This window comes from Amycolatopsis roodepoortensis (genome assembly GCF_024628825.1).
Taxonomy (GTDB): domain Bacteria; phylum Actinomycetota; class Actinomycetes; order Mycobacteriales; family Pseudonocardiaceae; genus Amycolatopsis; species Amycolatopsis roodepoortensis.
Genome location: NZ_CP102415.1, coordinates 5076266 through 5100224, shown reverse-complemented (window position 1 = coordinate 5100224; position 23959 = coordinate 5076266). Strand labels below are relative to the sequence as shown.

The following is a 23959-nucleotide window of genomic DNA, read 5'->3' as shown; positions in this document are numbered from 1 at the left end:
TGGTAAGGACGGCTGGAACCGTCCTTACCACTCACGAGCTAGAACCCACTCGGTAGTGCGGTTTCTGCCGGGTGCTGGGCTTGGCCGGGGGTTGCGAAAGCCACTTTCGCAACCTTCAACGTTGCGAAAGTGGCTTTCGCAACGTTGGCTGTAGCCGGGCATCGTCCTGGTGACCATGTCGCGAAAGCCACTTTCGAGACGTCTGGTGTCCCGAAAGTGGCTTTCGCGACACCGGCTCCAGACCCCCACAGACCGCGCCCGGGGTCAACGGCGGCCGGAAGCCAGTAGGTATCCAAGACACCCTTGGCTAGAACCGTCCTTACCACTCACGAGCCCTAGAACAGCCCGCAGTTCCCCACGGCCGGTAGCCCCGCGAAGCGTCCCTCAAGCCAAGCGAAAGCCTCCGGGAAAGCCCGGATCGCCCCGCCGACGTGCGTCGGAACCAGCGAAGTCGAGAACTGCACCTTCGCGCCCTTCGCACACCACGAGCGCGCCATGGTCCGCCCCTGCGCGTAGGGGACGATGTCGTCGAGCGCACTGTGGACGACCAGCGTCGGCGCGCCCGGCTTCCGCGCTCCGATGAGCTGCTCGCCGACTCGCGTCTTGAACGGCTCTTCGCCGAGGTACGCGGTCAGCGGCCTGCCGTCCTTCGTCAGGTCCTTCGACTGCGTGAACGCGTGTCCGAAGATCGCGTCCCCGGTGCACTCCTGCTTGACCTTCTCGAACGCTTCGACGCCCTTCGCGTTCAGCAGGGACGGGATGTTCAGCTCCGGGTACGCCGCGTCCATGCTGACCAGCGTGAATCCGAGGAACCCGAAGGCGTAGTGCCCGTCGATGTTCTTGCCGACCTCGGCCAGATCGGCCGGGACGGCGCCCGCGTACGAGCCCTTCAGCTTGAGCTCGGGCGCGTACGACGGCTGGAGTTCGGCGGCCGACGCCGACGCCCCGCCGCCTTGCGAGTAGCCCGCGGTCGCGACCGGGCCGTTGTCCGGCAGGTTCGCTTCGGGCAGGCGCTGCGCCGCGCGGATCGAGTCGAGGACGGCGTTGCCCTCGGCGACGCGGTTGACGTACGTGTGGACGCCCGGGGTGCCGAGGCCCTCGTAGTCGGTGACGACGACGCCGTAGCCGCGAAGCAGCAGCCCGGCGATGAAGGGCCCTTCGTACTCCATGCCCGCCGCGAGGGCTTTCGACGGCGCGCACTGGTCGCCGACACCCTGCGTCCCGGCCGCGTAGCCGATGACCGGCCGTTCGCCCGCGCCGGTCCACGCCTTCTTCGGGGTGAGGACGGTGCCGGTCACGGCGTTGGCCTTGCCGTGGGTGTCGGTGCTGCGGTACATGATCCGCCGCACGTCGGCGTCGGCCTTGATGAGTTTCACGGGATCGACGTAGAAGGTGGACGGTTCGTGCCGGATGATGTCGCCGGGAGCACCCGCGGGCAGTGGCGACGGGGGATCGTAGAAGGACGGGGCGGCCGTGGCCTGGGGTGCCCCGAAGGTCAGCAGGGCCGCGATGGTGGCCGCTGAGACGGCGGCGGAAACACCGAGCCGGGATCCTGGACGCATGCTTGCTCCTCGTTGAGCACAAACATTTTCGACAGACGTGTCGAAAAAGAGAGTCAGTGAGGTGGCGCACAATGTCAAGCCCGGCGCCGCGAGGGAGACCCCGAAAACTCCCGATCGGCGAGCAACGCGCGCGGGTGCTGAGTTCGGCCGCCGGCGTCTTCGCGGTGCACGGCGCGCAGGCCGCGACGATCGAGCAGATCGCCCGGCGCGCGGGCGTGTCCCGGCAGGCCGTCTACGAGCAGTTCGGCGATCGCACGACGTTGTTCACGCAAGTCGTCGCGGACATCGAGGAGCGCGCCTTCGAGGCGATCGGCGCGCCCGCCCTCGATCTCTCGCAGCCCGAGCTGCGGTCCTGGGCGCGCGCCAACTACGCCAACATGTTCGCCTTCGTCGCGGCGAATCCCGACGCCTTCCCAGTCCTGCGCGAGGCGGAGCGCATGGGCGACCCGGCCCTCACCCGGCTTCGCGAAAGGCTCGCGGGCGTCTACACCGAGGCCAGCCGTCAGCGCTGGGCACGCCACGGCGTCGACTCCGGCCGCGCGGACAAGGCCCTGGTCACGCTGTTCTTCGCGATGACCGAGGCGCTCGTCCAGGCGAGCTGGGACGGTGAGCCGCCCGACGCGGACGCGCTCATCGACCTGCTCACCGAATTCACCGTCGGCGGCGTCGTCCGGCTTCGGACCGCGGCCGCCGACGTGATGGAAAGACTGCGCTAAGCGGCGACGGGCTCCAGCGCTTCTTCGGTGACCGACGCCAGATCCGGTGACGAGACGACGCGGTTGCGGCCGTTGCGTTTCGCCGCGTAGACCGACGCGTCGGCCGAGGCCATGACCTCGTCGATGGTCCGGCCGTCCAGCGGGTACGTCGCGACGCCGACCGACGCCGTCCGCTGTTCGATGACCACGGGGTTGCCCTCGTTGTCCTGGGTCCTGATGACCATCTCGCTGATCCGCTGCCGGATGCGCTCGGCGACCGCGACGGACTCGTGCTTCGACGACGAGGTCAGCAGCACGACGAACTCCTCGCCGCCGAACCGCCCGGCGAGGTCCTGCGTCCGCGTTTCGGCCTTCACCAGTGCCGCGACGCCCTTGAGCACGTCGTCGCCCGCGAGGTGGCCGTACGTGTCGTTGATGCTCTTGAAGTGGTCGAGGTCGATCATCAGCGCGCCGAACTGGCCGTTCTCGCGCTCGGCGCGGGCGACCTCACGGACGGCGCCCTGCTGCCAGGTCGTGGCGTTGAGCAGCTGGGTCTTCTGGTCGGTGGTCGCGAGCTCTTCCAGCTGCTTGATCAGCACCGAGCGCTGCAGCAGGTACAGCGGCAGGAAGACGAGCAGCACCAGCACCGGCTGATGCGGCAGGACGGCGAGCACGAGCGCGCCGATGCAGACCGTCGAGGCTTCGAGGATGTTGTCGTCCCAAGAGCCGAGGAGCGTCTGGACGGTCGCCTTCTTGGGCGCCGCGAAGTACAGGCCGGTGCCGGTGAAGACGGCGTTCATCAGGAAGAAGACGAGACTCGCGGCGCAGATCGCCGTGACCGACGCCGTGTCCGCGCCGACCACCTGGACGGCCGCCCAGGCGGCGAACGCGGTCAGCGTCATGGATGTGGCGTTCGCCACAGTTCGGTGGGGATTGACCGTGTGAAGGCCTGCCCAGCTGCGGTATCCGAGGTGAAGATAGATCACGGTCACGAGAAGCGCGGTCAACTGCGGCGGAAGTAGAATCGCGCCGGGCAGGACCCAGACCGAGGTCATGTTGATATGCGGGGTGACGCTCATGCTGCGGCGCTGGCGCTCGATCCGGCGGGTCGCCTCGGTGTGCGCGATGGCGAGCCCGGCGAGCAGGAAACACAGCAGGACCTGCGAAGACGTGATGGCGATGGATGCGGCGAAGACCCCCGTCAGTGCCAGCATCGTCGCGACGGACAGCCCGGTGTAGGCGATCCAATGCTTAGGCCGCTTCCACAGCTCCCACGCGCCTACCGTGAGAGCCGAACGATGTCCAGCACGTTCCTCCGATGTGATCATCTTTCCCCCTGACTCTTGCGTCATTCTCCGAAACCCCCTACTTACGGACAGCTTCTACCGACTTGCGGGCTGTCGACAAGCTCCCTAGGTGTGTACTTTTCTCTGAGAGGTCGAGGGAAAGGTGCCAGCGATGGCCGGTAGGGATCAGTGAACTGGGGCGCGCGCCAGACGTCCGCGCGATCGGGCCGGCGCGTGGAACACCTCAATGTTCTGCGCGCGCGGCGTCTTTTTCCTGCCACCGTTCCGGGTCGCGGCTGAGGGTCCGGAACCAGCTCAACGCGAGCGGGATGGTCAGCACCAATCCCGCAAGCCCGAAGACGCCGACGGTCGACTGAGGGCCGACCTGGTCCGCCAGGATGCCGCCGATCAGGGGACTCACCCCCATCGTCGTGGTCAGTCCGGTGTTCGACAGCCCCATCACCTGTGCCCGGCTCTCGTCCGGCACGGCCAGCGTCAGCGACGCGGTCGCCTGCATCAGTGCCACCGTGCCGAAGCCTCCGCAGAGCACGAACAGCGCGATCGACGCCCACGGCCCCGGCTGCAGGAAGCACAGCAGCAGCGGGATCGCCGTCAGCGCGGAAAGCGGCCCGATCAGTTTCGGTCTGACGTGTGCAGGCACCCAGCGCGAATAGATGAACGCGCCGATCACGCTGCCGATCGGGTCGGCGGCCAGCAGCAGGCCGATGACCTCGGGCCCGCCGCCCGACGAGGCGACGTACGGCGCCGCGATGCCCTCGTAGACCGGCAGCAGGCCCATCAGCCAGGTGAACAGCAACAGCGAGCGCAGCCCTGAGCTGGCGAAGACGATCTTCCCGCCAGAGCCGATCGACGCGAAGAACGACTTGCGTTTCTCGCCGGTCGCCGCGGCAGGCCGCGACTTCAGCCCGAACCGGACGAACAGCGCCGAGATCACGAAGGTGACGGCGTCCAGCGCGAGGGCGATATGGGGTTCCAGCGCGGTCAGCAGGAGACCGCCGCCGGCGAATCCGGCCAGCTGCGCCGATTGGACGGTCATGCTGCGGATCGCCATGCCGACGACGAACCGGTCGCCTTCGAGGATCTGCGGCAGCAGGGCCAGCTGGGCCGCCTTGAACGGCGGATTCAGCAGCGAGACCGCGCCGACGAGGACGCACAGCACCCAGAACGGCATCACCGGGATCGCGACCAGCGCGATCAGCAGTGCCCGTAACAGGTCGACGACCACCATCACGGTCCGCCGGGGGAACCGGTCCGCGAAGCCGGTGAGGAAGATGCCGCCGAGCAGCGACGGGGCGTAGGTCAGCGCGTAGGTGAGACCGGTCAGGGTCGCGGAGCGGGTTTCGGTGAAGACGAGGACGGAGAGGGCGACCCTGGCGAGTTGATCACCGAAGATCGAGAACAGCTCGGCGAACCAGAGCGAACGGAACTCGGCTACACCGAACACCTCTCGGTAAGTGACCCGTCCGGCCGAAGCCATGCTGCCCCCAATAGGGTCCTTATTACGCGACAAACTCGTGACCGAGAGTAACGCGGTCACGAGCTCGTCACGAAGCGTCATTCGTTCACGTAAGTGTCTCCTGACTGTTGGTGATTGGCTAGGTTCTTTCGCCGGGTTTCTGGAGTTGGAGATCTTTTTCGTGGATGAACGACCGGTCGCGAAGATGTCCCGCTGGCCGGTCCCTCGGCTCGGACCTGCGGCTTTCGGTGTTTTTGGGGTTTTCGCCGGGAAAATCCGCGCGGCGACGCGTCACCCGGCCCGGGGATGCGACGCGCCGTGCGTCCTCCGGGGCGCCTGTGTTCGCAGGGAGCGCGAACGCCTTTCGACTCCGCTCCGCGACCGTGAGGTCCATCGGGCGGCATCGACGCGGTCCGCTGAATGGCTGACCGATGCGCCATTCGGTGGAGTGACGGCTCAGCCGTCGACCGCGAGCACTTCGCGGGCCGAAGCCGCGTCCCGTTTGGCGACCTCTTCGCGCACGATCGGGATGACGTGGCGGCCGAAGTCGATCGTGTCGCCCAGCATGTCGTAGCCGCGCGCGGAGAGGATGTCGACGCCGAGGTCGTAGTAGTCGAGCAAGGCCTGCGCGACGGTTTCGGGCGTGCCGACCAGCGCGTTGGAGTTCCCGGCGCCGCCGGTCGCGGCCGCCGTCGGGGTCCACAGTGCCCGGTCGAACCGTTCCCCTTCGGCGGCGACCGCGAGGAGCCGCTGCGAGCCGGTGTTCTCCGGGTTCGTGAGCGAATGCCGCCGGGTCAGCTGCTTGCCCCCGCTCGTCCGCTTCTTGATGGCGTCGACCGTGCGGTAGGCCTTCTCCCAGGCGAGTTCCTCGGTCGGCGCGATGATCGGGCGGAAGGCGACCTGGATCCGCGGTACGTCCGTCCGCCCGGCGGCCTTCGCCGCGGCCTTGACCGACTCGATCTGCTCGGCCGTCTGCGCGAGGGGCTCGCCCCACAGGCAGAAGATGTCCGCCTCGGCCCCGCCCGCCGCGTACGCCGCCGGAGACGAGCCGCCGAACGAGACTCCCGGGCGCGGTTGTTGCACAGGCCGGACGTCGAGGACGAAGTCGGCGAAGCGGTAGTGCTCGCCTTCGTGGTCGAAGGGCTCTTCGGACGTCCAGGCCCGCTTCACGATCTGGATGTACTCACGCGTGCGTGAGTAGCGCTCGTCCTTGGTGAGGTAGTCGCCTTCGCGCTGCTGTTCGTGGTCGCTGCCGCCGGTGATGAAATGCACCGTGAGCCTTCCGCCGGAAAGCTGGTCCAGCGTGGCGAACGTTTTCGCCGCGAAGGTCGGGTACGAGACGTTCGGCCGGTGCGCCAGCAGGATCTGGAGCTTATCGAGCTTCGACGCGACGTACGCGGCCGCCTGCGCCGGATCCGGCCCGCTGGAGCCGTACGCGAACAACACCCGGTCCCAGCCGAAGTCCTCGTGCGCCCGGGCGAGGCGCAGCGTGTAGTCCTTGTCGAAGACGCCGCCCGATCGCGGATGGGTCTCCGAACCGTCGTTGGTGCCTCCGATACCCAGGAATTCGACCGGCATCGCACGTTCCTCTCGTCCGTGTCCCCCTGCTCGACGAGTACGCGCCGGTTCTCCGCCGTGGCAACGGGTTCCGCTCCTTGAGAACCCGCACACCGCCCGGAATCCCGGCGTAGCTTCGGCTTCGTGGGTACCGCAGAACTTCCCTACGTGCTCGCGGTGGTCGGCGCCGGTCCACGTGGGGTGGGCGTGCTCGAACGGCTCGGCGCCAACGCCGCCGAACTGCTCGGCGGACGACGGCTGGTGGTGCATCTCGTCGATCCCTTCCCCGCCGGGGCGGGGCGGGTCTGGCGGTACGAACAGTCTCCGTTGCTGCGTATGAACTCCATGCCCGAGGACGTCACGGTGTTCACCGACGACACCGTGCGGATCGACGGCCCGGTCAGGCCGGGCCCGTCACTGATCGAGTGGGCGCGGCTGGTCCGCTCGGGCGAACTCGACGCCGAGGTGGACGACAGTCTGAGCGCCGAACTCGAAGCACTGCAAAGAGATCACTTCCCGACGAGGCGGCTGCAGAGCGCGTACCTCGCGTGGTTCCACCGCAAGGTACGCGCCGAACTTCCCGCCGGAATCGAGGTCGTCGAGCACCGGACCCGCGCGGTGCGGCTCGAAGACGGCGAGCCGCAGTCGCTCTGGCTGGAAGGCCGCGCGGAACCCCTGGAGGTGAACGCCGTTCTGTTCACCGTCGGGCATCTCGACGCCGAACCGCCCGAACGGGAGGCCGGACTCGCGGATTTCGCCGCGCGCCACGACCTCGCCTACTATCCGGCCGGTTACACCGCCGACGTCGACTACTCGGCGATCGAGCCGGGGGAAACCGTGCTGGTGCGCGGATTCGGCCTCGCCTTCGTCGATCTGATGCTGCTGCTGACCGAAGGCCGTGGTGGCCGGTTCGAAGAGCAGGCGTGCGGCGGGCTGAAGTATCACCCGTCCGGCGCCGAGCCCGTGTTGCACGTCGGATCACGTCGCGGGGTGCCGTACCACGCGAAGATCGGCTACCGGTTGCGCGGGAAACCGTTGCAGCTGCCCAAGTTCTTCGACGCTTACGCCATCGAAAAGCTGTGCGCCGTGCCCGGGCGGATCGACTTCCGCCGCGACGTCTGGCCGCTGATCTCGAAGGAGATCGCGTGGGCCTACTACAGCGAGCTGTTCACCGCTCACCCCGAGCGGGTGCGCATGGATTTCGCCGTTTTCGCCGACGCGTTCGCGGACGCCGCACCTGGCGAACTCGACGAGCTGGTGGCGCGCGCGGTTCCGGGCGTGGACGACCGGCTCGATCTGGAGCACCTGGACCGGCCGATGGCGGGAGCTCGGTTCGGCAGCGCCGAGGAGTACGGCAAGGAGCTGCGCGAGTACGTCGAAGCGGACTTGAGCCGGCGGGCGGACCCCGGGTACAGCGCGGATCTCGGCGCGTTCACGGCACTGTTGTCCGTGATGGGGCAGCTTCCCGCGCTGGTGCAGACGGGACGGCTCGACGCGGTCTCTCAACTGTCCGATTTGGACGGTTGGTTCCTCGGCTTCTTCTCCTATTTCGCCAGCGGCCCGCCTCCACGACGGCTCGAAGAACTGCTCGCACTCCAGGAAGCCGGTCTCGTTTCCTTCCTTGGCGCCGAAACGCGGGTGTCGGCGGACGAGGAACGCCGGACCTTCGTCGCTTCCGGCGCGAGCTTCCCCGGCGAGACCGAGGCGCGCACACTCGTCGAGGCGCGGCTGCCCGAGCCGAGTATCACCAGGGCGTCCGATGTCCTTTTGCGACAGTTGCACGCCAGTGGCGCGCTCGGCGAGGAGGCCGTCGTCGACACGGTGACCGGCGACAGGCTGCTCGCCGGCCGGATCCACACCCGCGTCTCCGACGGCCGGATGCTCGACGGTGCGGGCCGTCCGCATCCGCGCCGGTTCGCGCTCGGACCGCATACGTCGGCGCGGTCGGCCGGGGCGTTCACCCGGCCGCGGACGAACGCGCTCCCGTTCCGGCAGAACGACGTCGTCGCGCGGGAGATCCTGAAGCTGGTCGCGGAGGCGTAACTCGCGTGATCAGAGCCGTAACTCACGTGATTGGAGACGTAACTCGGGTGTGCCGCGTCTGATCACGCGAGTTACGCCTTCAATCACGCGAGTTACGTCTCTAATCACGCGAGTGCTGGCTTTCCCAGACCCGCGAGGGCAGTTCCTTCCGCACGATCGGGACGACGTCGGAGGCGAAGAGCTCCAGGACGTCCCGCGCTTCCCCGGAGGTCAGCCCGTCGACCGACACCGCCTGCACCTCGTGCCCGAACGACGCGTGGTAGTCGCCGATCTTGTCGATCACCTGCTCCGGGCTCCCGACCAGCGCGGAACCTCCGGTGATCTTGTCCTCCAACGTGGTGAACTCGGACTTGTTGTGCTGATACGCGGGTGTCTTCATCAGCGCCTCGAAGTACGGCCGGTAGCCGTCCAGCGCCTCCTGCGAGGTCTTGGCGACGTACAGCCCGCCCGCGCCCGAACCGACGAGCGCGTCCGCCGGGTCGTGGCCGTACTCCGCCCATCGCCGCCGGTAGTGGTCGATCAGGTCGGCGTACTTCTTCTTGGGGTGGAAGCCGTTCGCGGTGAACAGCGGATCGCCGAACTTCGCCGCCAGCTCGGTCGACTCGGTGCTCGACGCGCTCCCGTGCCAGATCCGCGGCCGCGCGTGGAACGGCCGCGGCTGGGTCGTGACGCCGGTCAGCGGCGAGCGGAACTCGCCATCCCAGGTCACTCCTTCCTCCAGGAACAGCCTGCGCAGCAGGGCGAACTTCTCCGCCTGGTACTCCCACTGCCGCTCCTCTTCGAGACCGAACAACGGGAAGTGCCGGGGATCGTTGCCCTTACCGATCATGAGCTCCAGCCGTCCGCCGGAAAGCTGGTCGAGCGTCGCGTAGTCCTCGGCGACGCGCACCGGGTCGAGCACGCTGATCACGGTCAGCGTGGTCAGCAGCCGGACGCGCCGGGTGCGTTCGGCCACCGCGGCCAGGATCACCGGCGGCGCCGAGGACAGAAACGGCTCGCCGTGCCGCTCGCCGACGCCGTACGCGTCGAAGCCGAGCTCTTCGGCGAAGATCGCTTCGTCGACGACTCGGCGAAGGCGCTCATGCTGGCTCGGTGTCGCCCCGGTTTCGGGGTCGGGATGGTTGGCGACCAGGGAGAAGAGCCCGAACTTCATCGTGTCTCCAGGGGTTTCCGGCCGGGGATGGCGGCGAGCAGTTCCCGCGTGTAGTCCGCGGACGGCCGTTCGAGGACGTCCCGGGCGGGGCCGAGTTCGACCAGTTCGCCGCCGCGCAGCACGCCGACGGTGTCCGCGATCTGCCGGACCACGGCGAGATCGTGCGAGATGAACAGGTACGTCAGGCCGAGCTCGTCCTGGAGATCGGCGAGCAGCCGCAGGATCTGCGCCTGTACCGAGACGTCCAGCGCGGACACGGGTTCGTCGGCGACGATCAGCTCCGGGCGCAGCGCGAGCGCCCGCGCGATCGCCGCGCGTTGCCGTTGCCCGCCGGACAGTTCGGCGGGTTTGCGCTTCAGCACCGAAGACGGCAGGGCGACCTGGTCGACCAGCTCCGCCGCCCGTGCCCGGCGTTCCGCCTTCGTGCCGACGCCGAAGGCCCGCAGCGGCTCGGAGATGACGTCCTCGATGCTGAACTTCGGGTTCAGCGACGCGTACGGGTTCTGGTACACGAGCTGGAACCGGCGCCGCAGCCGTCGCAGCTCCTCGCCGCGCAGCGCGGTGATGTCCTCGCCGTCGAACTCGACGACGCCGTCCGTCGGCGTCTCCAGTCGCAGGATCATCCGCGCGGTGGTCGACTTGCCCGAACCGGACTCGCCGACCAGCGCGAGCGTCCGGCCGCGGGCGATGTCGAACGAGACGCCGTCCACGGCGCGGACGGCCCCGAAGGTCTTGCCGAGATCGCGGACCGACACCAGGACGTCGGACGACGGTGGCTTCGGGTCCCGCAACGGGGTGTCGGACAGGCTCGGCGCGGCGGCGAGCAGATCTCGCGTGTACTTCTGGGTGGGCGCCGCGAGGATCTCACCGGTCGTCCCTTCCTCGACCACGGCCCCTTGGGACAGCACCACGATCCGCGACGCCCGGTCGGACGCGACGCCGAGGTCGTGGGTGATCAGCAGGACGGCGGTGCCCGCGTCGGCGGCGAGTTCTTCGAGATGGTCGAGGATCTGCCGTTGCACGGTGACGTCGAGCGCGCTCGTCGGCTCGTCGGCGATGATGAGTTTCGGCCGTCCGGCGAGCGCGGCGGCGATCAGCGCCCGCTGACGCAGCCCGCCGGACAACTCGTGCGGATACTGCCGTGCCCGCGTCTCCGGGTCGGCGATCCCGGCCTTGCGCAGCAGTTTCACCGCCTCGGCGCCGGCGTCGCGTTTGCCGGCGAGGCCGTGGATGAGCAGCACCTCCGCGACCTGATCACCGATCCGGTGCACGGGATTGAGCGACACCGTCGGATCCTGGGGGACCAGCGCGATCTCGCGACCGCGCACCGAACGCCAGGCGCGGTCGGAGAGTTTCGTGAGATCACGGCCGTCGAAGGTGATCTCGCCGCGGTCGATCCGCCCGCCGCGCGGCAGCAGCCCGATGGCCGCGTGCGCCGTCGTGCTCTTGCCGGATCCGGACTCGCCGACCACGGCGACAATTTGTCCCTTGTGGACGGAGAGCGAGACGCCGTCCACGGCGGGCACGGATTTGTAGGAAACCGCGAGATCGCGGATGGTCAGCAGTTCGCTCACCGCACGTCTCCTTCGATCGCTCTGGACAGCCGGTTCGCGGACAGCACCACGGCGGCGACGGTGAGCCCGGGGAAGGTCGTCATCCACCAGGCGGTGGCGAGGAAGCCGCGGCCGCCCGCCACCAGCGAGCCCCATTCCGGCGTCGGCGGGGTGGCGCCGTAGCCGAGGAAGCTCAGCGCGCTCACCTCCAGCACCGCCGTGCCGAAGGTGAGTGTCGCGAGCGCGAGCACCGGGCCGAGCGCGTTGGGCAGCACGTGCCGTCCGAGCACCCCGGTCCAGCGCACGCCGCCCGCGCGGGCGGCCTCGACGAACACGCCACTGCGGACACGCAGCACCTCGGCGCGCATCAGGCGGGCGAACTGCGCGAGGTTCGCGACCCCGACCGCGATCGCGACGTTGGTCGTGCCGAAACCGAGCGCGGTGACCAGCGCCAGCGACAACAGGATGGACGGGATCGCCAGCAGGACGTCGACGCAGCGCATGATCGCCGAATCGAGCGCGCCGCCCCGGAATCCGGCGAGCAGGCCGAGCGCGGAACCGGCGGCGAGCGCGACGACGACGGCAATCACGGTCGCCTGCAACGAAAGCGCGGCACCGTGCACCACCCGCGCGAAGATGTCCCGCCCGGTTTCGTCGGTGCCGAAGAGGTGTCCGAGCGACGGACCCCGCATCTTCTCCGCGGGGACGCCGGCGAGCGGGTCCTGCCCGGTGAAGAGGCCGGGGGCGACCGCCGCCAGCAGGGCGAACGCGAGGACGGCGATCGCGATGATCAGGCCCGGCTTCCGCCGGGTGCGCACGAGAACGTCAGGCATCGGCGGTCTCCCGGTGTCGGATCCGCGGGTCGAGCAGGGGATAGACGAGGTCGACGAGCAGGTTGATCACGACGAACACCAGCGCGGCGAGCACGATCACCGCCTGTACCACCGGGATGTCCTGCGCGGTGACCGCCGACGACGTCACGCGGCCGAGGCCGTCACGGGAGAACACGGTCTCGGTGATCACCGAACCCGCGATCAGGTTTCCCGCGACCACTCCGGCGATGGTCAGTGTCGGCACCGCCGCGTTGCGCAGTAAGTGTCCGAAGTGGACCCTCGCCCGGCTCGCTCCCTTCGCCAGCGCGATCTCGGCGTACGGCTCGGCGAGCTGCGTGCGGAGGCTCTTCGCCAGCACCTGCCCGATGATCGCGCCGGTCGGGATGGCGAGCGTGATCGCGGGCAGGATCAGCGACTCGAAGCCGTTCGAGCCCAGCGCGGGCAGCAGCTTGAGCTGGAAGGAGAAGAACTGGATGAGCAGCAGCCCGACCCAGAACGGCGGCAGTGAGATCCCCAGCGGCGGCAACGCGAGCAGGAGGTTGCCCAGCCAGCGGTGCCGGGTGAGGGTGCCTGCGAACGCGATTCCGCCGCCGAACAGGATCGCGAGCACCAGGGCGAAGCCGGTCACCGCGAGGGTCGGCGGAAGTGCCGAGACGACCATGTTCGTGGCGTCGTCCCCGGTGGCGATCGAGCGGCCGAAGTCGCCCTGCGCCGCCGCGACCAGCCGCTTTCCGTACTGCAGCGGCAACGGATCGTCGAGTCCGTACTCCGCCTTCGCGGCGGCCAGTTGTTCCGGCGTGACCGAAAGACCGGCCTCGCCTCCGCCGAGCTTCGCGCTGACCGCGTCACCCGGCAGGAGGTAGAGGATCACGAAGGAGACGGTGAACGCGGCCCAGAGGACGAAGACCGCCTGCAGGACCCGCCGGAGTAGATATCGCCTCACGAGCCGGACACCCAGGCGTCGAACAGCTGAAGCCGCGACGACGCTTCGAAGCCGACGCCGTGCGCGTTCGGCCCGTGCGCCAGCACCTGCGTCAGCTCGAACACCGGCGCCGAGTAGCCGTGCTCGATGATCGCGCGCTGCGCCTCCTCGGCGGCGGGCTTCCGCTTCGCCGGGTCCACAGTGGACGACTGGGCGTCGAGCGGCGCGTCGACCGGGTTCTCCGCGGGCAGCTTGCTGCGGTTGTTCGCCTTGGTGGAGAACAGGTTGCGCAGGATGTCCGGATCGGCGCGGGTGGTGTTGTACCAGAGGTACTCGTAGTTCCCGCTCTGCGTGATCTGCACGCTCTCGGCCGTCGTGCGCTGTTCGATCTGGAGGTCGAAGCCGATCTTCCGCAGCTGCTGCTGGACGAGTTCGAGCACGCTCTTGTTCTGGTTGAACACCAGGGAGAAGACGACCTTCGCGGTCAGCCGCTGCCCGTTCTTGGTGCGGATGCCGTCGGGGCCGGGCAGCCAGCCCGCGCTTTCCAGCAGCGCCGTCGCGCCGGCCGGATCGTAGGCGAGCAGTGGCGAAAGGTCGGTGTAGAACGGCGTCGCCGAGCCGAGGATGCTGGTGGCCGGCTTGTAGTTCGGCGTCAGCACGGTGTTCGTGACCTCGGGCCGGTTGATGCCCTTGACCACCGCCTGGCGGACCTTCTCGTCGGTGAGCACGCCCTTGGTGACGTTGGCGTGCAGGTTGAACACGACGCCGGGGTTCGGCCGGGTGGGCTCGGTGAAGCCGTTGCCGGTGAACTGCGGTTCGTCGACCGGCTGGACGTCGGTGATGGCGTCGAGCTGCGCGGACGCGAGGCTTCCGGTGCGCACACCGGGTTCCGGCACGATCTTGTACGCGATCTTGTCGAGGTACGCCTCACCCTGGTGCTTGAACAGTGACGACCCCCAGCCGTAGCCCTTCCGTTTGGCGAGAACGATCTCTTGGTTCTGCTTCAGGCTCTCGAAAACGAACGGTCCGGAGCCGATCAGGCCGTCGCCCTGGCAACGCTGGTCGGCGGTCTTCCGGTACGCGGCGGGCGCGAGGACGCCGAGCGACATCGTCGAGCTGGCCTGCAGGAACTGTGCGCTGGGAACGGAGAACTCGATCTTGACCGTCTTCGGGTCGACGACCGTCGTTCCCTTGTACACGGCCAGATAGCCCGAGCCGAGCTGCGATTTCGGGCCGAGCGCCTTGATCGCGTCGAAGCTCGTCTTGACCGCGGCCGCGTCGACCGGGCTGCCGTCGGAGAAGGTCGCACCGTCACGCAGGTGGAAGGTGAACGCGGTCGAATCCGCGTTGCTCTCCCACTTTTCGGCCAGCCACGGCTTGATCTCGCCGGTGGCCGGATCCTGGTCGGTCAGCGAATCGACCAGCTGGCGGCCGACGTTCAGCGAAGCGTTGGTGCCGACCTGTTGCGGATCGATGCAGTCCGGGCTGGACGAGATCCCGAGGCGCAGCGTGCCACCGGGTTTGGGCGGCCCGGCGTCGGCGCCCGTCGAGCCGCCCGCGGAGGAGCAGGCGGTGACGACAAGTGCGGTGAGCGCGAGTAAGGATGTGGCGGCGGTACGGGACACCGGGTGGCCTCCAGCGGGGAACGGAGCGCGTTTTCTCTTGCGCTGACCCGATTCACGCTAATCACGCCCTTGAGGCCCGCCCACATACTGAGCCCGGCTCCCAGCCCGCGAAACGTCCCACGTTTCCGCTTGACAGCACCGAATGCGCGTGAAGGCCCCCTTCACGCGGCTGAGCCGAGGGAAGGGGGCCTTCACGCGGGAACGGATCTAGCAGCGGTTGAGCATGTCCGTCAGCGCGGTCTTCTCCGCGGACTTGATGCTCAGCTTGTACTTGTACTTCACCGTGGTCCACATCTTCGCGTAGGTGCACCAGTAGCCGACCGTCGGCGGCTTCCAGGCGTCCGGCGACTTGTCGCCCTTCTCCTGGTTGACGTTGTCGGTGACGGCGATCAGCTGCGGCGAGCTGAGGTCGTTCGCGAACGCCTGCCGCTGCGCGGTGGTCCACGACGAGGCGCCGGTGCGCCACGCGGCGGCCAGCGGGACGACGTGGTCGATGTCCACATCGGACGCCGCACGCCAGGTGGCGCCGTCGTACGGGCTGAACCAGCTGCCGGAGACGGCGGCGCAACTGCTGTCCTGCTGGACGTTCGTCCCGTCCCGCTTCAGCACGACCTCACGCGTGTTGCAGCTGTTGCCCTGGTCGGACCAGTGCGGGAACTTGTCGCGGCTGTACCCGGTCGACGAACCGTCCGGCTTGACGGTCAGCGCGGCGAGCTGGGTCTTGGCGGTGTCGGCCGACGGGATGCCCGGGGGCGTCGCTTCGGCGACGCCGACCACACCCGCCGAGACGATCGCCGAAACGGCGAGAACGGTGAAGGAGCGACGAACAGCAAGCGCAGTTGGCATATTGCTGCCTCCGTGTCAGGTTTGGGGACCTGGTCACCTTGCGGTACGGATATGGCCCACGCAACACCATCGGATGACACTCTGCTGGCTATTCGTGAACGGAGGGTGTCACGAGCAGGTAGGACAGGGTGTCCGTCGCCGAAAAATCTTCGGAAAGTCCAGCTGAAGGTTCTGAGCCGAACGGGCTAGTCGTGTCGCTACTCGAGCCCGCGGACCAGCCGGAGGTCCTCCGTGTGCCGGTACCAGGTCCACCGGCTCATGGCGCGCGGATGGGCGACACCGTCGAGGCTCGGCCGGGTGGGGATGCAGCCGAGCTGGAACGCCCGCGCGTAATGCGTCGAAGGCCGCTTGAACAGCGTCCCCTTCGTGACCCGGACCATGAGCCCAGGGCCGCTCGCGTCCGGCTCGACCTCGATCGAGCGCGCGGGCCCGCGCAGCACGGTGTGCTCGTCGCAGTAGGCCACCCCGCGGATCATCCCGATCGTCCCGCGCCCGACCAGCACCCCGCCGGTGTCGTCGCGGATCAGCGGCACCGGGTCGACTTCGCCACGGAGGGCGAGCGAGAGGGCACGCAGCGGCTGCGTCGGCAGGCTCCAGATGCGGGCGACGTCGGAATCCGGCGACGACGGCACGAAGCCGAGCGACACGCCCGAGAGCTGTTCTTTTCGTAACAGCCGCAGCGCGACGGCCGCGAGGTCCGCGTCGGTGCCCGCGACCACCAGATGATCGTGTTCCCCCAGCAAGGGGTCGATATCCGCCTTGCCGGGACGGCTCGGGACACGCACCATTTCGACGTCGTCGATCTCCGGGAGTGTGGGCTCGCCCTCGGGACAGACCACCACTATTCCGCGCACCCGAAGGCCCTCCGTTACGCTCATGCACCGGCATTTACCAGCGCCAAACCACAAGTCGCCGAACACCTGGAGTGTCACATGCCGGCCATCGTGCTGATCGGGGCCCAATGGGGGGACGAGGGCAAGGGCAAGGCCACCGACCTGCTCGGCGACCGCGTCCAGTGGATCGTGCGTTACCAAGGCGGTAACAACGCGGGCCACACCGTAGTCCTTCCCGACGGGCAGAACTTCGCCCTCCACCTCATCCCGTCCGGGATCCTCACGCCGGGCGTCACCAACGTCATCGGCAACGGTGTCGTCATCGACCCGGGTGTGCTGCTCGACGAGCTCGCCGGGCTGGAGGAACGCGACGTCGACACCAGCAAGCTGCTGATCTCCGCCGACGCGCATTTGATCATGCCGTACCACGTGGCGATCGATAAAGTCACCGAGCGTTACCTCGGCAGCCGCAAGATCGGCACCACCGGCCGCGGCATCGGCCCCTGCTACCAGGACAAGATCGCGCGCGTCGGCGTCCGCGTGCAGGACCTGCTCGACGAGAAGATCTTCCGGCAGAAGGTCGAATCGGCACTGGAGTTCAAGAACCAGGTGCTGGTCAAGGTCTACAACCGCAAGGCGCTCGACGCGGACCAGGTCGCCGACGAGGTGCTGGCCGCGGGCGAGAAGTTCGCGCACCGCATCGCCGACACGCGTCTCCAGCTCAACCAAGCCCTCGAACGCGGTGAGACCGTGCTGCTCGAAGGCTCGCAGGGCACCCTGCTCGACGTCGACCACGGCACCTACCCGTTCGTGACGTCGTCGAACCCGACCTCCGGCGGCGCGAGCGCGGGTTCGGGTATCGGCCCCGGCAAGATCGACACCGTGCTGGGCATCCTCAAGGCCTACACCACGCGTGTCGGCTCCGGCCCGTTCCCGACCGAGCTGGACGACGAATCCGGCGAGTACCTGCGCAAACAGGGCGGCGAATTCGGCGTCACCACCGGCCGCTCGCGGCGCACCGGCTGGTTCGACGCGGTCATCGCGCGCTACGCGGTGCGGGTCAACGGCATCACCGACTACTTCCTCACCAAGCTGGACGTGCTGTCCGGCCTGGAGAAGGTGCCGGTGTGCGTCGGCTACGAGGTCGACGGGTTCCGGACGTACGACATGCCGATGACGCAGACGGACGTGCACCACGCGCTGCCGATCTACGAAGAGCTGCCGGGCTGGTTCGAGGACATCTCGGGCTGCCGCACCTTCGAGGAGCTGCCCGCGAACGCGCGGGCCTACGTCGAGCGGCTCGAAGAGCTTTCGGGCGCGCGGATTTCGGCGATCGGCGTCGGGCCGGGCCGCGAGCAGACCATCGTTCGCCACGAGTTCGTCTGACCTCGTGAGTGGCTAGGACGGTTAGAACCGCCCTAGCCACTCACGACTCAGGCGAGCGAGGTCTTCACCGGCGTCGGGTTCCGGAACAGGTCGAGCACCGGGCAGTGCTCGTCCACCTGCCGCTTCAGGTCCTCGTAGGCCTCCGCCCCCGCGGGCCCGCTCAGCTCGACCGAAACGCGCACATCGCCGAAGCCCGGCCGGGTCTCCGAGAACCCGAAGAACCCGTGCAGGTCGATGTCGCCGTCCACGGTCACCTTCACGCCTTCGAGCGGCACGCCGAGCTTCGCCGCCCAGAACTGGTACGTGATCACCTGGCACGAGCCCAGCGCGGCGAGCGCGTATTCGACCGGGTTCGCCGCGGTGTCGGTGCCGCCGAGCGCGGCGGGTTCGTCGACGGTGAACGCGTGATCGCGAACCCGCACGTCGACCTGCGTCGCGGTGCCGGGGTTCAGCGCGTTGGCCACGCTGAACGAGACGGCGGCGTTGCGCGGGTCGGCGTCGACGGCGGTCTTGGTTCCTTCGATGACATCGGTCAGCGACATCGGGTCACTCCAGGATCGAGGTGTCGGACGCCGCCAAGGGTGGGCCAACAGCGGAAACCGCGCGCGTGATCTCAGTCCGTGAAAAGCGAAATATCCTTTGGACAGCGTCGTTGGCGTTGAACATGACCATCGGAGTGGCACTCCCGTCCGGGGACACCGCGGACGCAGTCAACATCGTCGACGAACTCATCACGCAGACCCGGCAGGCCGCCGACGCGGGCCTGACGTCCGTCTGGTTCTCCCAGCAGATGGAGCACGACGCGATCACCGTCGCCGCCCTCGCGGGCCGCGCCGTCCCGGGGATCACCGTCGGGACCGGAGTCGTCCCGATCTACCCACGGCATCCCTTGCTCATCACCGGTCTCGCGCAGACGGCGCAGGCCGCCACCGGGGGCCGGTTCGTCCTCGGTCTCGGAACCGGCGCGAAGAACTGGCTCGAACCGGCGTACGGCGTCGAGTACCCGTCGCCGATCAAGCACCTTCGCGAGTACCTCACGATCCTCCGGCAGGTGTTCGACGGCGGCGAAGTCGACTTCCAGGGCGAGACGGTCCAGGCGCACGCCGAGGGCTTCGCGGCTTCGCTGTCCGTCGCGGGTTCTTCGGACATCCCGGTGATCATCGCGGCGATGGGACGGCAGGCGCTGCGCGTCACCGGCGAACTCGCCGACGGCACGATCCCGTTCCTTGCCGGGCCGAAGGCCCTTTCCGGGCTGATCGTCCCGGAGATCACCAAGGCCGCAGCCGGCCGCCCGGCGCCGCGGATCATCGCGATGGCCCCGGTCGTCGTGACCGACGATCCCGATGCCGTCCGTGCCCAGGTCGACCGGCAGTACGCGTTCTTCCGCGACATCCCGTCCTACCGCGCGGTCTTCGACCACCAGGGCGTGGACTCCGCCGGTGAACTGGTGATCGCCGGCGACGAGGAGACCGTCGCGGCCGAGATCCGGCGGTACTTCGACGCCGGTGCGACCGAGGTCGTCGCGACGCAGAGCGGCATCCGGAACAGCGAAGAGCGGCTGCGCACCTGGAGCGTCCTCGGGGACCTCGCCAAGCGCTGAACCCGCATGTCAGGAAAGGGGCGTTCAGGACATTCATCGTCCTGAACGCCCCTTTCATGACTTCGACAGGCCCAGTGGCCTTGCTCACAGCGTTCGTATTGTGCATACTCGTGCGCATTGCGAACACAGCTGGAGGTCTTCCATGTCCACTGCCGCGGCCCGTTCGTGGGTGGTCCCACTCGCCTGGACGGCGGTCCTGCTCGACGGATTCGACCTGGTCGTCCTGGGTACCGTGCTGCCGTCGCTGCTCCGTGACCACGTCTGGGGCCTGACCCCCGGCACGGCGTCGGTGATCTCGACGTTCGGCCTGATCGGCATGATGATCGGCGCGATGGCGATCGGCACGATCACCGACGTCATCGGCCGCCGCAAGGCGCTGATCATCGCGGTCACGGCCTTCTCCGCGTTCACCGCGCTCTGCGCGATATCGCCGTCGGCGTTCGTCTTCGGTCTGCTGCGTTTCCTCGCCGGGCTGGGCCTCGGCGGCTGTCTGCCGACGGCGATCGCGCTGGTCACCGAGTACGCCCGCAAGGGAAAGGGCGGCAGCGCGACGACCACGGTGATGACCGGCTACCACGTCGGCGCGGTGCTCACGGCCCTGCTCGGCATCTGGCTGATCCAGCCGCTCGGCTGGCGCGCGATGTTCATCGCGGGGGCGCTGCCCGCGCTCGTGCTGGTACCGCTGATGATCAAGTACCTGCCCGAATCGGAGTCCTTCGAGCGGGCGCGGGAGACGCAGGAGAAGTCGGCGACCCAGGTCGTCGGCGGGCTGTTCCGCGGCGGGCTCCTGCGCGCCACCATCGCGTTCTGGGTGACGTCGTTCATGGGGCTGCTGCTGGTCTACGGGCTCAACACCTGGCTGCCGGAGATCATGCGCCAGGCCGGGTACCCGCTGGGCGCGGCGCTCGGGCTGCTGCTCACGCTGAACCTCGGTGGTGTCGTCGGTTTGCTCGTCGCGGGCCGGGTGGCGGACAAGGTCGGTGTGCGGCCCGCGGTGATCTTCTGGTTCCTCGGCGCGGCCGTGTTCTTGGCCCTGTTGAGCGTGAAGCTGCCCGCCGTCGGCCTGTACGCGGCCGTGTTCCTCACCGGCGGTTTCGTGTTCAGCGCGCAGGTGCTCGTGTACGCCTACATCGGCAAGACGTACCCGGATGCCATGCGCGCCACCGGGATCGGCTGGGCGGCGGGGGTCGGCCGGGTCGGCGCGATCAGCGGCCCGATCCTCGGCGGCGCGCTGCTGAGCGCCGGAATCGCGTACCCGTGGGGTTTCTACGCCTTCGCCGGAGTCGGGGCGCTGGGAGCGGCCGCGGTGACCGTGGTCCGGGCAGGCCGCTCCCAGGAGAACGCCGCTACCCCAGTTCCTTGAGTTCCCTTTCCACCGCGGCGAGTTCTTCCTCGGAACCCTGCACCTTCGGGCCCGTGAACCACTTGCGGGCCGAGGCGAACCACCACACCGCCGCACCACCGAGTACGACGAGGAAGGCGATGGGCGTGTAGTTGAAGCTGTCGATGGTGACCGGTGATCCCTGCGGGAGCATGAAGAGCACGAAGATGAAGCACACCCACACGGTCGCGATGGTCCCGACGAGCTTGCCCCAGCGGCCGAGGTTCCACGGCCCTGGTTCGAAATCGTCGCCCTTGCGCACCCGCAGGAACACCGGGATCACGTAGGCCACGTAAAGGCCGACGACGGCGATCGAGGTCACCGCCGCGTAGGCGGTCGCGCTCCACAGGTACGGCAGGGCGAGCAGGAGCGCGCCGCCCGCGGCCAGCCACACCGCGTTGGTCGGCGTCTGGGTGCGCTTGTTGATGCGGTGCCAGAACTTCGAACCCGGGATCGCGCCGTCGCGGGCGAACGCGTAGATCATCCGGGAGTTCGCGGTCACCGACGCCATCCCGCAGAACAACTGTGCGCCGATGCAGATCAGCAACAGGAACTTGCCGGTCGTCGCGCCGGTCGCGTCGATGAAGATCTGCGCGGGCGGCACCCCGGTTTCGGAGCCGACGGCGCCTTCGTAGTCCTGGATGGCGAAGGTGATGCCGATCAGCAGGATCCAGCCGGCGACCAGGGAGACAAGGATCGAGTTGATGATCCCGCGCGGCCCGGCCTTCGCCGCGTTCTTGGTCTCCTCGGTCATATGGGCCGAGGCGTCGTACCCGGTGAGCGTGTACTGCGCGAGCAGGAGACCCAGTAGGAAGACGTAGACAGGCGACGCCCAGCCGGTGTTGTTCACGAACTCGCCGAAGACGAACGACGCGTCCTGGTGTTTCTCGGGAACGATGACCAGCACCCCGACGATGACCAGCACGCCCGCCAGATGCCACCACACGCTGATGCTGTTCAGCAGCGCGACGATCTTGACGCCGAAGGTGTTCAGCAGCCCGTGGATCACCAGGATGATCGCCAGCAGCAGGATCGTGTTGCCCGGTGTCGCCTCGAACCCGAACTGCAGATCGAGGAAGGCGTTGAGGAACAGCGCCGCGCCGAAGTCGATCCCCGCGGTGACGGCGATCTGCCCGATGAGGTTGAACCAGCCGGTGAACCACGACCACGCCGCGCCGTTGCGCGGGGCGAGCTTCGCCGCCCAGTAGTAGAGGCCGCCCGCGGTCGGGTAGCTGGAGCAGACCTCGGCCATGCCCAGCCCGACCAGGATGACGAACAGGCCGACCAGCGGCCAGCCCCAGATCATCGCGGCGGGCCCGCCGGTCTTCATACCGAACCCGTAGAGGGTCAGGCAGCCGGAGAGGATCGAGATGATCGTGAAGGAGACGGCGAAGTTGGAGAAGGCCGACATCGTGCGCCGGAGTTCCTGCGCGTAGCCGAGCTGGTGGAGCCGGGCACTGTCTTCGTCGGCGGGTTCTGCGGCCTGCTTGTCAGAGACATCCATCGGGCACCCACTTCAAAGGTATGCGGACAGACCATTGAGATCCGCCGAAATTAGGCCCGTCGACCTGCGCATGTCAAGGTCCCGTCAAGACCTGGTTGGTCGTGAGCGGCGATTCGGGTGCTCTTAAGCGGTGCGTGACACCCGCAATCAGTCGTCGAGGACCGCGCCTTCGCCTGGTGTGGTCACTCGGCGTGGCAGGCGAGCATTACCTTGGGTGAGGGGTGTGTGGAAAAAGAGACGTTCAACGTCCCTGTTTCCACACACCCCGACGCGGTGACCGGACCTGTCACGCGGGCATTGTGTGGATTTCTGGTCATCCAACGCACTGAAATCCACACGGTCGGCGCCCTCACCCCAAGTACATGAAGGCCCCCTTCCTTACGTCCAGCGCAAGGAAGGGGGCCTTCATGTACTTCAAGGAATCAGCGCCCCCGGAACGCCTTCACGGCCTCCAGCGCGGTGTCGGGGTGGTCCGAGAAGTACCCGTCGACACCCGCCTTGAGGAACGCCTCCTGCTCGGCGAACGTGTTGCCGTACTCGGCGAGGTTCGCCGACGAGCGCAGGCTCTGCGGGAGGAAGTTGTTCTCGTTGCGGAACGTGTACGGCCCGACCTTCAGCCCGGCCTGGTGCGCGTCGGCGACGAGCCTGGTCGGCTGCCCCAGCGCGCCGTTCACCACCGGGATGACCTGCGCCTTCTCCGGGCCCAGGTAGTCCGCGTACTTCGAGATCTCCTTCAGGCCCGCCGGCGTCACGAGGTCGGCGTACGTCCGCGGGTCACCCTTCGCGACGAAGTCGGCCGGAGCGCCGGTCGCCGAAGTCAGCTGCAGCAGCGGCACCCGCACCTGCCGCGAGAGCGCGATCAGGTTCGACACCTCGAACGACTGGATGATCACCGGCGCCTTCGGGTGGTTGAGCCCGTTGCGCTTGATCAGCTCGACCAGCTTCGGCTCGGTCGGGTTCTTGATCGACGAGAAGTAGGTCGAGTGCTTGATCTCCGGGTACGTCCCCAGTTCGCGGCGCAGTTCGCGGCCGAGCCGGCGCGTCAGGTCGAGCACCTCCTGGTAGGTGGCGATCTGGTAGCGGCCGTCGTAGATCTTGTTGTTCGGCCGCAGCTGCGGGATCCGCTCGGTCGCGCGCAGGGTCTTCAGCTCGGCGAGCGTGAAGTCCTCGGTGAACCAGCCGGTGTACGACGTGCCGTCGATGACCTTCGTCGTCTTCCGGTTCGCGAACTCGGGGTGCTTCGCGACGTCGGTGGTCCCGCCGATCTCGTTCTCGTGCCGGGCGACGAGCTGGCCGTCCTTGGTCGGCACGAGGTCGACGTCGACCCAGTCGACGCCCTGGCGGTAGGCGAGCTCATACGAGGCGAGCGTGTGCTCCGGCCGGTAGCCGGGGGCGCCGCGGTGTCCGACGATCACCGGACCATCGTGACCCTTCGCCAGCGCCGACACATCTTGGGCGCTCGGCTCGGCGGCGCCCGCCAGCCCTGTGACGCTGAGTACGGCGAGTCCGGACAGGGCGAGCACGCCCAGGCGCTTTCGCATGGTGGGGAACCTCTTTCGCTTGAACTCGGGGTACCGCGCAACCCTTGACGCAGGAGGCGTCCGCCCGGCGAAGACGGACCGGCGGAGCGCTGACCGCCGGGTGAACGCCGGATGGAACCACCCGCTCGAGGACGGCGACGTCTCTGTAGCTCACCGGCCCGG

At 68.2% G+C, this 23959-nt stretch carries 19 protein-coding genes; 5 read left to right on the top strand and 14 right to left on the bottom strand.

Features of this window, described 5'->3' with window-relative positions; all coding sequences use genetic code 11:
- Positions 1-335 precede the first annotated feature (335 nt).
- Positions 336-1562, bottom strand: a complete 1227-nt coding sequence (locus tag NQK81_RS24260; RefSeq protein WP_257483383.1) for a lipase family protein — start codon at positions 1560-1562, stop codon at positions 336-338.
- A gap of 134 nt (positions 1563-1696) precedes the next feature.
- Here NQK81_RS24260 and NQK81_RS24255 point away from each other — a divergent pair, with 134 nt between their 5' ends.
- Positions 1697-2278: a TetR/AcrR family transcriptional regulator gene (locus NQK81_RS24255; RefSeq protein ID WP_192742638.1), complete on the top strand. Its 582-nt coding sequence runs from the start codon at positions 1697-1699 to the stop codon at positions 2276-2278.
- Here the strand turns inward: NQK81_RS24255 and NQK81_RS24250 are convergent.
- From NQK81_RS24250 to NQK81_RS24240, 3 genes are all read right to left on the bottom strand, one after another.
- On the bottom strand, positions 2275-3585 hold the full coding sequence (locus NQK81_RS24250; protein WP_257483382.1) for a GGDEF domain-containing protein: 1311 nt from the start codon (positions 3583-3585) through the stop codon (positions 2275-2277). The genes NQK81_RS24255 and NQK81_RS24250 overlap by 4 nt on opposite strands.
- 202 nt (positions 3586-3787) lie before the next feature.
- Complete coding sequence (locus tag NQK81_RS24245) at positions 3788-5041, bottom strand: MFS transporter (protein WP_126736278.1); 1254 nt, start codon at positions 5039-5041, stop codon at positions 3788-3790.
- A gap of 435 nt (positions 5042-5476) precedes the next feature.
- Positions 5477-6598 carry an LLM class flavin-dependent oxidoreductase gene (locus NQK81_RS24240; protein WP_257483381.1) on the bottom strand — a complete coding sequence of 374 codons (1122 nt, stop codon included), beginning with the start codon at positions 6596-6598 and terminating at the stop codon, positions 5477-5479.
- 123 nt (positions 6599-6721) lie between these two features.
- On the opposite strand from NQK81_RS24240, the gene NQK81_RS24235 reads away from it, so the two are divergent.
- Complete coding sequence (locus NQK81_RS24235) at positions 6722-8620, top strand: FAD/NAD(P)-binding protein (protein WP_257483380.1); 1899 nt, start codon at positions 6722-6724, stop codon at positions 8618-8620.
- Between the two features lie 100 nt (positions 8621-8720).
- On the opposite strand, the gene NQK81_RS24230 is transcribed toward NQK81_RS24235, so the two are convergent.
- From NQK81_RS24230 to NQK81_RS24200, 7 genes are all read right to left on the bottom strand, one after another.
- A complete protein-coding gene (locus tag NQK81_RS24230; RefSeq protein ID WP_257483379.1) occupies positions 8721-9773 on the bottom strand; it encodes an LLM class flavin-dependent oxidoreductase in 1053 nt (350 codons plus the stop codon).
- Positions 9770-11347, bottom strand: coding sequence for a dipeptide ABC transporter ATP-binding protein (locus NQK81_RS24225; RefSeq protein ID WP_257483378.1), 1578 nt, complete (start codon positions 11345-11347; stop codon positions 9770-9772). Before NQK81_RS24225 ends, NQK81_RS24230 begins: the two co-directional genes overlap by 4 nt.
- Positions 11344-12159 carry an ABC transporter permease gene (locus tag NQK81_RS24220; protein WP_126736275.1) on the bottom strand — a complete coding sequence of 272 codons (816 nt, stop codon included), beginning with the start codon at positions 12157-12159 and terminating at the stop codon, positions 11344-11346. Before NQK81_RS24220 ends, NQK81_RS24225 begins: the two co-directional genes overlap by 4 nt.
- Entirely contained in the window at positions 12152-13102 is a 951-nt protein-coding gene (locus tag NQK81_RS24215) for an ABC transporter permease (RefSeq protein ID WP_257483377.1), read from the bottom strand. Before NQK81_RS24215 ends, NQK81_RS24220 begins: the two co-directional genes overlap by 8 nt.
- Positions 13099-14706: an ABC transporter substrate-binding protein gene (locus NQK81_RS24210; RefSeq protein ID WP_257483376.1), complete on the bottom strand. Its 1608-nt coding sequence runs from the start codon at positions 14704-14706 to the stop codon at positions 13099-13101. Before NQK81_RS24210 ends, NQK81_RS24215 begins: the two co-directional genes overlap by 4 nt.
- Positions 14707-14913: 207 nt before the next feature.
- Positions 14914-15552 carry a GmrSD restriction endonuclease domain-containing protein gene (locus NQK81_RS24205; protein WP_126736272.1) on the bottom strand — a complete coding sequence of 213 codons (639 nt, stop codon included), beginning with the start codon at positions 15550-15552 and terminating at the stop codon, positions 14914-14916.
- 197 nt (positions 15553-15749) lie between these two features.
- Positions 15750-16430, bottom strand: coding sequence for a hypothetical protein (locus tag NQK81_RS24200; RefSeq protein ID WP_257483375.1), 681 nt, complete (start codon positions 16428-16430; stop codon positions 15750-15752).
- A gap of 54 nt (positions 16431-16484) precedes the next feature.
- Between NQK81_RS24200 and NQK81_RS24195 the strand changes: the two genes are divergently transcribed.
- Positions 16485-17771, top strand: a complete 1287-nt coding sequence (locus tag NQK81_RS24195) for an adenylosuccinate synthase (RefSeq protein ID WP_126736271.1) — start codon at positions 16485-16487, stop codon at positions 17769-17771.
- A gap of 47 nt (positions 17772-17818) precedes the next feature.
- On the opposite strand, the gene NQK81_RS24190 is transcribed toward NQK81_RS24195, so the two are convergent.
- Entirely contained in the window at positions 17819-18313 is a 495-nt protein-coding gene (locus NQK81_RS24190; RefSeq protein WP_126736270.1) for an OsmC family protein, read from the bottom strand.
- Positions 18314-18435: 122 nt separating this feature from the next.
- On the opposite strand from NQK81_RS24190, the gene NQK81_RS24185 reads away from it, so the two are divergent.
- Both NQK81_RS24185 and NQK81_RS24180 read left to right on the top strand, forming a co-directional pair.
- Positions 18436-19371, top strand: coding sequence for an LLM class F420-dependent oxidoreductase (locus NQK81_RS24185; protein ID WP_257483374.1), 936 nt, complete (start codon positions 18436-18438; stop codon positions 19369-19371).
- Between the two features lie 142 nt (positions 19372-19513).
- Positions 19514-20734, top strand: a complete 1221-nt coding sequence (locus NQK81_RS24180; RefSeq protein ID WP_257483373.1) for an MFS transporter — start codon at positions 19514-19516, stop codon at positions 20732-20734.
- On the opposite strand, the gene NQK81_RS24175 is transcribed toward NQK81_RS24180, so the two are convergent.
- Together NQK81_RS24175 and NQK81_RS24170 are read right to left on the bottom strand one after the other, a co-directional pair.
- Positions 20718-22256: an amino acid permease gene (locus NQK81_RS24175; protein WP_257483372.1), complete on the bottom strand. Its 1539-nt coding sequence runs from the start codon at positions 22254-22256 to the stop codon at positions 20718-20720. The two genes, NQK81_RS24180 and NQK81_RS24175, sit on opposite strands and share 17 nt — an antisense overlap.
- 422 nt (positions 22257-22678) lie before the next feature.
- The gene (locus tag NQK81_RS24170; protein ID WP_257483371.1) at positions 22679-23797 is read right to left on the bottom strand and encodes a glycerophosphodiester phosphodiesterase; all 1119 of its coding nucleotides are present in this window, start codon (positions 23795-23797) and stop codon (positions 22679-22681) included.
- Between the last annotated feature and the right edge of the window lie 162 nt (positions 23798-23959).